This window comes from Tateyamaria sp. ANG-S1 (assembly GCF_000814025.1).
In the GTDB taxonomy this organism is placed as follows: domain Bacteria; phylum Pseudomonadota; class Alphaproteobacteria; order Rhodobacterales; family Rhodobacteraceae; genus Tateyamaria.
Genome location: NZ_JWLL01000015.1, coordinates 81,217 through 89,946, shown reverse-complemented (window position 1 = coordinate 89,946; position 8,730 = coordinate 81,217). Strand labels below are relative to the sequence as shown.

The following is an 8,730-nucleotide window of genomic DNA, read 5'->3' as shown; positions in this document are numbered from 1 at the left end:
TCGGGCGCTTTGGGCGACAACCCGACAGCACCCGGCCCGGTAAAATTCTACCCCTACCTGTCCGGCGAACGCACACCGCATAACGATGCGCAGGTACGGGGCGGGCTCACTGGGCTCGACATCGCATCGGGCCCTACGGACCTCACCCATGCCGTGATGACCGGCGTCAGTTTCGCCCTACGCGACAGTTTCGAAGCGCTGAAAGCCACCGGTGCGCAACTCCCCTCGGCCCTCGCCATCGGCGGTGGCAGCCGATCGGACTATTGGACCCGGATGCTGGCCACGACCCTCAGCATTCCTCTGGAACGGCCCGATGAGGGTGCCTTTGGCTCTGCTCTCGGTGCGGCCCGGATCGCCATGTGCGGTGACACCGGCGCAGACCCCGCCACCATCATGACCAAACCGCCCATCGCCGATGTGATCGAGCCGCAGGCCGACCTCGTGTCCGCCTATGATGAAGCCTACGCCGCCTTTGCAAGCGCGTATCCCAAACTGAAAGCCATGCCATGACCACTGGATTCTTTGACGCCGTCCCGCCTGCCACATTCGAAGGCCCCGACAGCACCAACCCCATGGCCTTCCGCCACTACAACCCGGACGAAATGGTCATTGGTCAGCGGATGGAGGACCACCTGCGCTTCGCCGTCGCCTACTGGCACTCCTTTGCGTGGGAGGGGGGCGATCCCTTCGGCGGTCAGACCTTTGTCCGCCCCTGGCACCCGCAAGACGACATGGGCCGCGCCAAGATGAAAGCCGATGTGGCGTTCGAGATGTTTGCGCGGCTGGGCGTGCCCTATTTCTGCTGGCACGACGCCGACATCCGGCCCGAGGGGGCGACCTTTGCCGAAAGCCTCGACCGGCTGAACGAGATCACCGACTATTTTGGGCCGAAGATGGAAGAGACGGGCGTGGGCCTGCTCTGGGGCACGGCCAACATGTTCTCGCACCGCCGCTGGATGGCGGGCGCGTCGACCAACCCCGACCCGGACGTGTTCGCCTATGCCGCCGCCACGGTGAAGGGGTGCATGGACGCGACACTCAAGCTCGGAGGACAAAACTACGTCCTCTGGGGCGGGCGCGAAGGGTACGAGACCCTGCTCAACACCGATATGGGGCAGGAACTGGACCACATGGGCCGCTTCCTGTCGATGGTGGTCGAGTACAAGCACAAGATCGGGTTCAAGGGGCAGATCCTGGTGGAGCCAAAGCCGCAGGAGCCGTCAAAGCACCAGTACGATTTCGATGCCGCCACCTGCATCGGCTTCCTGCGCAAATACGGGCTTGAGGATGAGGTGAAGCTGAACCTTGAACAGGGGCACGCCATCCTCGCGGGGCACTCGTTTGAGCACGAGATCGCTGTGGCCGCCGCCGACGGGATGCTGGGGTCGATCGACATGAACCGCAACGACTACCAGTCGGGCTGGGACACCGACCAGTTCCCCAACAATGTGCCCGAGGTGGCGCTTGTCTACTACCATATCCTCAAGGCCGGGGGGCTGGGCCTAGGCGGCACGAATTTCGACGCCAAGCTGCGGCGGCAAAGCCTCGATGCCGAGGATTTGATTGCGGCCCATGTCGGCGCCATGGACATCTGCGCGCGTGGCCTCAAAGCTGCGGCGGCAATGATCGAGGATGGCGGTTTGGAAGACGCTTTGAAGACGCGCTACGCCGGGTGGGAGACTGCCGAAGCGCAGGCCATGCTTGGCAGCGATCTGGCGTCGATTTCGGATCGCGTCATCGCCGAGGGGATCGAGCCACAACCCCATTCGGGCCGGCAGGAGATTTTGGAGAACTATGTCTCGCGTTTCGTCTAAGGCCACAGCCTTTGCCCTGATGGCGGCCCCGCTCTGGGCCGCCGATCTGCCCTATGAAGAACCGGTGTTTCCCGAGGTGGACGCCGCGCAGGTCGAACTTGGGCGGCTCCTGTTCTACGATCCGATCCTGTCGGGGTCGAAAACGGTCAGCTGCGCCACCTGCCACCACCCCAAATTCGCCACTGGCGACGGGGTGTCTCTGGGTCTGGGCGACGGGGCCGCGGGTCTTGGCCCGGATCGCATGGCCGATCCCGAAAACCTGCCCGAACAGCGCATCCCCCGCAACGCGCCGCCGCTCTTCAACCTCGGGGCCACGGAATTCACCGTGTTCTTCCACGATGGACGTCTGGAAGAGGACGTAACCCGCCCCTCCGGCATCCGCACGCCGCTGGGCACCGAGATGGAAATGGGCTTCGCCTCCGCCCTGTCCGCGCAATCCATGTTCCCGGTCCTGTCGGCGGACGAGATGGCCGGGCATTACAGCGAGAATGAGATCAGTCAGGCCGTCCGTCAGGGTCTGATCACCGGGCAGGGTGGGGCGTGGGATCTCCTGTCGCAAAGGATCGAGGCGATCCCGGAATATCGCGGGCGGTTTGACGTAGTGATCGGAGATACGCCGATCCACTTTACCCACATCTCTGACGCGCTCGCCGCCTTCCTCGACTTCGAATGGCGCGGTGTCGCCAGCCCCTTCGACCTCTACCTGCGCAACGGGACGGAGATGGAGCCAGCCGCCATGCGCGGGATGGACCTGTTCTACGGCAAGGCGCAATGCGCCACGTGTCATTCGGGCCGCTTCCAGACCGACCACGCCTTCCACGTCATCGCTATGCCCCAGATCGGGCCGGGCAAGGCGGCGCGGTTCGAAAGCCACGCGCAAGATACCGGCCGGATGCGGGTCACGGGCGATCCGTCAGATGCCTACGCCTTCCGCACGCCGCCCCTGCGCAACGTGGCGCAAACCGCGCCCTACGGTCACAGCGGCGCCTACGCCACGCTCGAAGGGGTCGTGCGCCACCACCTCGATCCGGTGGCCAGCCTGCGCAGCTATGACATTACGCAAGCCATCATGCCGGGATTCGATGCCGATGACATGCGCGTGCTGACGGATGCGACAGAAATGGAGGCGATTGCCGCCGCCAATGACCTCGCCCCCATTGCGCTCACCGATGCAGAGGTGGACGACTTGCTCGCGTTCCTCAACGCCCTCACGGATCCGCAAAGCATCCGCGGCGCACTCGGCATCCCCGCTGCAGTGCCCAGCGGCCTGCCCGTGGATCAATAGGACTGGGGGGCGGGCGTAACCCGCTTACGTGGCCTCTGCACAGGACAAGCCCTCTTCTTCTGGCTAAAAATACCTCGGGGGAGCCGCACAGCGGCGGGGGCAGAGCCCCCTAAATCATGTGGTCGCGCAGCGCCCTTCTTTGGGATGCCGCACGTTGCGTTAACCAACCCAGGACCGCCCGATGGGGGTGCACAGGGGGTGTACGGATGGTGCACAGGGGGTGACACCCTGTTTTGGGCGTCAATCCCTATGAAAATAAGGTAAACGCGCCGCCCAAATCGCGCCCTCAGCGCCGAAGGGTCACCCCCCGGTTCACGCCTGTCTCTTCCCACTCGGACCACTCACCGTGCGGCCAGCGCACCCGCAGCCGAACGGTCTCGGCCTCGCCCAATCCAAAATGCTGCGGTCCCGAGACACCACCCGCATGGCCCCCGCCGACCGTGATCTCGCGGGCCTGCACAGCGACCCCATCATCCACCTCGATCCACGCGCCAACGGCCCGCGTATTGGCACCCTCCTGTATCACCGCAACGCTCAACCAGTTGCCCGTATCTGCGCTGACGTTCTGCCAGATCTCCAGCGGCGCCCGCCTGTTGACCACGGCCAGATCAAGCAGCCCGTCACCATTGAAATCCACCAAAGCCGCCCCGCGTCCCCGGTGCATCGAGGCCACGCCTGCCACATCCCCGGCTTCCGCGAAGGTGCCATTCTCCTGCGCAATCAACAGGTTATTCGGGTCCTCCATCGCCAGACCGGGCATTTGCTGCACATTGCCCTTGGCAATAAACGCATCATCGCGCCCGTCATTGTTGACGTCGCCAAAGGCGATATGCCAGCCGGTCGAGGGGCGCCCGTCGCTGCCCACATAAGGCCGGTGCGCAGCACTCCCCATCTCGAACGGCACGTCCTGAAATGCCGGTCCATCGCCTACCTGCCGCATCAGCCGCTGGTCACCCATGGAGGACAGATAGACTTCATCCCGCCCGTCCCGATCCAGATCGCGGGTGGCAATGCCCATGCCCCACAGCTTGTGCCGCGCCCAGCCATCTTCTTCGGTATAAAGCCGCGGCGTGGGTTCCATCGCCCACATCTGCTCCTCACCGTCGCGCACGTAATAGTGCCGATCATTCGACACCCGCAGATCAGCCCGCCCCGTCCGCGCCCAATCGGTAAACAGCATCGACAGCGCACAATACCCCGGCGCAAGCTCTTCCACCTTGTAGGTATCTCCCTCAGGTCGCCATAAGTCATTGATATCGCACGCTTCGAACGGTCCATCCGGATCGCTGCGATCGACATAGTGACCAAAGGCAAAGGTCGGCGCAGACTGTCCGTCCTCCCAAGTCGCGGAAAAAGCGGTGGTCCACTTATCCTCGAACTGAAATGCCATCGGCTCGAACGTGCAGTCACCGCGACCGCGCAGGACTACGTCACGCCCCACGCGCATCACGACCAGATCCATCAATCCGTCATTGTCGATGTCCAGCGGATAGGCCCCCGTCGTGCCGATCATATCAACACCGGATGCGGCCACCTTCTCGAACGCGATGCCACCGTCCGATATGTTGCGCAAAACAAGCGGCGCATTGCTCCCACCGGCGGCCACAAGATCAGGGCGCGCATCGCCGTTGCAATCCAGCACGGCCAAGCCACCGCCCACGAAATGCTCCCAACCTCCGTCATAGACATGCGTGGGAACATCTACCGGAGTGAACTTGGGATCGGCGGCCAAGGCCGGTTGTGCCAGACCGAGGAGCGCAGCGACGAGGCCCCAGCCTACGTCAGACTTTTTGAAAAATCTTTTGGATTCAAGCATCTTCCAGCGCCTTGACTGCCGTGTCTTGCACAAACTCCAGCGCATAGGCAGCCGCCCCCCGCGCCCACATCAGATTGTCCCACTTGTGCACCACGACGTCCGGCGCAGGCTTGTCGATCTCCACGATGCTCTTGCGCATCTCCTCGACTACCGTGTCGGCATAGAGGTGGTCGAACTGCATCTGTTCGCCCGCAAGGATCACCAATTCCGGGTCAAAGATGTTCACAAGGTTTGCGAGGCCCATCGCAAACATCTTGCTCGCCCGGTCGACAACCTTGCGCGCCGTCGGATCACCGCTTTTGGCGGCTGTCAGTACGGTGGCAACCGCCTGGCTGGTGGGCGTGGTCAGGCTCATGCCGCCCACACTGGAGGCTTCACGCACCAGCGCATAGTCTGAGATATAGGCCTCCAGACAGCCGCGCTGGCCGCAGCGGCATAGTGCACCGTCCAGATGCACCTTGGTATGCCCGAACTCCGCCCCGCAGCCGCGCGTGCCGCGGTAGAGTTGACCGCCCAGCACCATGCCCATGCCAACTCCGCTTTCGATGGTGATGACAATGAAATCCGAATGCGACTTGCCCAGACCAAAGGTCAGTTCGGCCATAGCCACGAGGTTGGCATCGTTGTCGAGGTAGACGGAAATGCCCAGGCGGTCGTGCAAAACGTTCCCAAACGGCACGTTGCGCGCGTTCAGCGATGGCGACCAGTAGACGAGACCGTTCTGCGCATCGACCACACCCGCCAACCCGACACCCACAGCGGAGATGTCCGACAGTTTGTGCCCGACTTTCTCTGCGAGGTCCGTCAGCCCGGATTGAATATGCTGCGCCAGAACTTCGGGCAACAACCGACCGCTCGGGATCGCACATTCGTGGTGGGTGACGTCCACGCCGTCAAAATCCAGCAGGACGAGCGAAATGGAATCGTTCGAGACCTTCAGGCCGGCGATCAGATGTGCCCCACCGGCGATCTTAAGATCGACCCGTGGACGGCCCCGTGCTGATTCGTCGGCACGTGATTCGCGGGGCACTTCTTCGATCAATCCGCCGCGCAAAAGGTCGGCCGTGACCGATGTTACAGTCGCGCGACTGATGCCGGTATGCTCTGCCAGATCGATGCGCGGCACGGGTCCGCGCCGCGAAATCTCGCGCAGAAGTAGCCGTCTGCTTTCGACCTTCTGGTGACCGAATGCCATGATTTTATTCTCTTTTTTCCTCCCGCCGCGTGCCGAAGCCCGCAGCCTATACGTAGGATGATGCCGGTTTTTTCGAAAGCTGTCCAATTTAATTTGCTTTTCGAATTTAAGTGGCTAACAATGGGACACCCGCTGCAAAAGGTACGACAGCGGGCATGTCTTTTGGGAGGACACCAATGAAACGACGCACGCTTTTGGGCGCCCTTGCGGCTGCCACCATGCTTACTTCGCCGGTTCTGGCCGACGGTCACGCGGTGACCGTGGGTGTGAGCTGGTCGAACTTCCAGGAAGAGCGCTGGAAAACCGATGAAGCCGCAATCAAGGCCGCTCTTGAAGCCGCTGGCGCCACCTACATCTCCGCTGACGCGCAGTCGTCCTCGGCCAAACAGCTTTCCGATGTTGAATCGCTGATCGCCCAAGGTGCAGACGCGCTGATCATCCTGGCGCAAGACGCGTCTGCCGTGGGCCCCGCCGTTCAGGCTGCCGCGGATGAGGACATTCCGGTTGTCGCCTATGACCGTCTGATCGAAGACAGCCGCGCTTTCTACCTGACCTTCGACAATGTCGAAGTTGGTCGGATGCAGGCTCGCGCCGTGCTCGAAGCGATGCCCAAGGGCAACTACGTGATGATCAAGGGCTCGCCCACTGACCCGAACGCCGACTTCTTGCGGGGCGGACAGCAAGAGGTGCTGCAAGCTGCCATCGACGCAGGTGACATCATCATCGTTGGCGAAGCCTATACCGACGGCTGGGTGCCTGCGAACGCGCAGCGCAACATGGAGCAGATCCTGACTGCAGCCGACAACAACGTTGACGCTGTTGTCGCCTCGAATGACGGTACTGCCGGTGGCGTTGTGGCTGCTCTGACCGCGCAAGGCATGGAAGGCATTCCAGTCTCGGGCCAGGACGGTGACCACGCCGCGCTGAACCGCGTGGCAACCGGCACGCAGACTGTATCGGTCTGGAAAGACGCACGCGCACTGGGTGCAGCAGCAGGCGAGATCGCCGTGTCGCTGGCCAAGGGCGAAGACGTGGACGGCGCAGCCGAGTGGACGTCGCCCGGCGGCACCACCATGACCTCGATCTTCCTGGAGCCGGTTCCGGTGACAGCGGACAACCTCGACGTTGTCCTCGAAGCAGGCTGGATCGAAAAAGACGCGCTCTGCGCAGGTTCTTCGCTGGCGGTTTGCCAGTAAGGCCACATAATACCCCGCCCCGGCGCATGTGCGTGCCGGGGCGGACCAAACAGATTTCACCAGACATTGCGGCACGTTTCGACGGGGGGCTTTCCCACGGACGGGCGCGCTGTGCCGTAGCAACCGGGTAAAAAGGGCAGGGGACATGGACGACCAGGCCAAATCAATGATGGACAAGCTGGGCCTCGATGCCCGGCTGTTGGGGATGATCGGGGCGCTTGTCGTCATCTGGATCGTGTTCGGCTTTTTCACCGACTGGCGATTTTTGTCGCCGCGCAACTTCTTCAACGTGAGCGTACAGACCGCATCGGTTGCCGTGATGGCGACAGGCATGGTGTTCGTGATCGTGACCCGCAATATCGACCTGTCGGTCGGCTCGATGCTGGGCTTTATCGGCATGACCGTTGCAGCGCTTCAGGTGCAGTGGCTGCCATCGGTGCTGGGCTTGGGCCACCCGATGATCTGGGTCATCGCCGTTTTTGCAGCCATCCTGATGGGGGCCGTGCTGGGCGCAGCCCAAGGCTGGGTGATCGGCTATCTGACCGTGCCCGCCTTCATCGTCACGCTCGGAGGTTTCCTGATTTATCGAGGGGCCATGTGGTGGGTCACCAAGGGCCAGACGCAAGCCCCGCTTGATCCCATCTTCCGCCTGCTGGGCGGTGGGGCCGAGGGTACGTTGGGTGAGACACTCAGCTGGGTGTTCGGCACTGTTGCTGCCGTGGTTGCCGTCGCCATCATGCTGCTGAGCCGCCGCCGCAAGGCGACCCATGGCTTCACCGTCAAACCGGTCTGGGCCGAAGGCATCCTGATGGCGATGGCCGCAGGCCTGATCATGGCCTTTGTCTGGATCATGAACAGCTATCCGATCCCACGGGGCGCCATGCGCCGCATGACCGAAGCGCGCGGGATCGAATATACGGATGGCATGGTCTGGAACCACGGCGTCGCCATCCCGGTGGTGATCCTGCTGGCCGTCACCATCGTGATGACCATCATCGCCACCCGCACCCGCTTTGGCCGCTATGTCTATGCCACCGGTGGCAACCCCGAGGCGGCGTCGCTGTCCGGCATCGACACGCGGCTGCTGACGGTTAAGGTCTTTGCCCTTATGGGTGCCCTGACAGGGATCGCGTCGATCATCGCTTCGGCCCGTCTGAACGCGGTGGACGTGGGTCTTGGCACGCTGGACGAGTTGCGCGTGATCGCGGCTGCGGTCATCGGGGGCACTGCTTTGTCAGGTGGCGCTGGCACGATCTATGGTGCCGTCATCGGCGCGCTGATCATGCAGTCGCTGCAATCGGGCATGGCCTCGGTCGGGGTGGATGCGCCCTTGCAGAACATCGTCGTGGGCTTCGTTCTGGTCCTCGCCGTGTGGATCGACATCGTTTATCGCCGCCGCGCCGGCGTCTGAGGGAGGACTTTGC

Annotated in this window: 7 protein-coding genes; 5 read left to right on the top strand and 2 right to left on the bottom strand. The window is 62.9% G+C overall.

The features are described 5' to 3' along the window. The 3 genes from RA29_RS19950 to RA29_RS19940 form a co-directional block, all read left to right on the top strand. A partial coding sequence (locus RA29_RS19950; protein WP_039689381.1) for an FGGY-family carbohydrate kinase occupies nucleotides 1-510 on the top strand: 510 nt, incomplete at its 5' end. Next, nucleotides 507-1,814: a xylose isomerase gene (xylA, locus tag RA29_RS19945; RefSeq protein ID WP_039689351.1), complete on the top strand. Its 1,308-nt coding sequence runs from the start codon at nucleotides 507-509 to the stop codon at nucleotides 1,812-1,814. The genes RA29_RS19950 and xylA, both read left to right, overlap by 4 nt. Then, entirely contained in the window at nucleotides 1,795-3,099 is a 1,305-nt protein-coding gene (locus tag RA29_RS19940) for a cytochrome c peroxidase (RefSeq protein ID WP_039689349.1), read from the top strand. The genes xylA and RA29_RS19940 overlap by 20 nt, the downstream gene beginning before the upstream one ends. Before the next feature lie 286 nt (nucleotides 3,100-3,385). Here the strand turns inward: RA29_RS19940 and RA29_RS19935 are convergent, their stop codons facing one another. Both RA29_RS19935 and RA29_RS19930 read right to left on the bottom strand, forming a co-directional pair. Beyond that, the gene (locus RA29_RS19935; protein WP_052249818.1) at nucleotides 3,386-4,915 is read right to left on the bottom strand and encodes a CRTAC1 family protein; all 1,530 of its coding nucleotides are present in this window, start codon (nucleotides 4,913-4,915) and stop codon (nucleotides 3,386-3,388) included. Next, nucleotides 4,908-6,110, bottom strand: a complete 1,203-nt coding sequence (locus tag RA29_RS19930; RefSeq protein WP_039689347.1) for an ROK family transcriptional regulator — start codon at nucleotides 6,108-6,110, stop codon at nucleotides 4,908-4,910. Before RA29_RS19930 ends, RA29_RS19935 begins: the two co-directional genes overlap by 8 nt. Nucleotides 6,111-6,328: 218 nt before the next feature. On the opposite strand from RA29_RS19930, the gene xylF reads away from it, so the two are divergent. After that, nucleotides 6,329-7,306: a D-xylose ABC transporter substrate-binding protein gene (gene xylF / locus RA29_RS19925; RefSeq protein ID WP_052249822.1), complete on the top strand. Its 978-nt coding sequence runs from the start codon at nucleotides 6,329-6,331 to the stop codon at nucleotides 7,304-7,306. Nucleotides 7,307-7,451: 145 nt separating this feature from the next. Continuing rightward, nucleotides 7,452-8,717, top strand: coding sequence for a sugar ABC transporter permease (locus RA29_RS19920; protein ID WP_039689343.1), 1,266 nt, complete (start codon nucleotides 7,452-7,454; stop codon nucleotides 8,715-8,717). The last annotated feature ends 13 nt before the right edge of the window (nucleotides 8,718-8,730 follow it).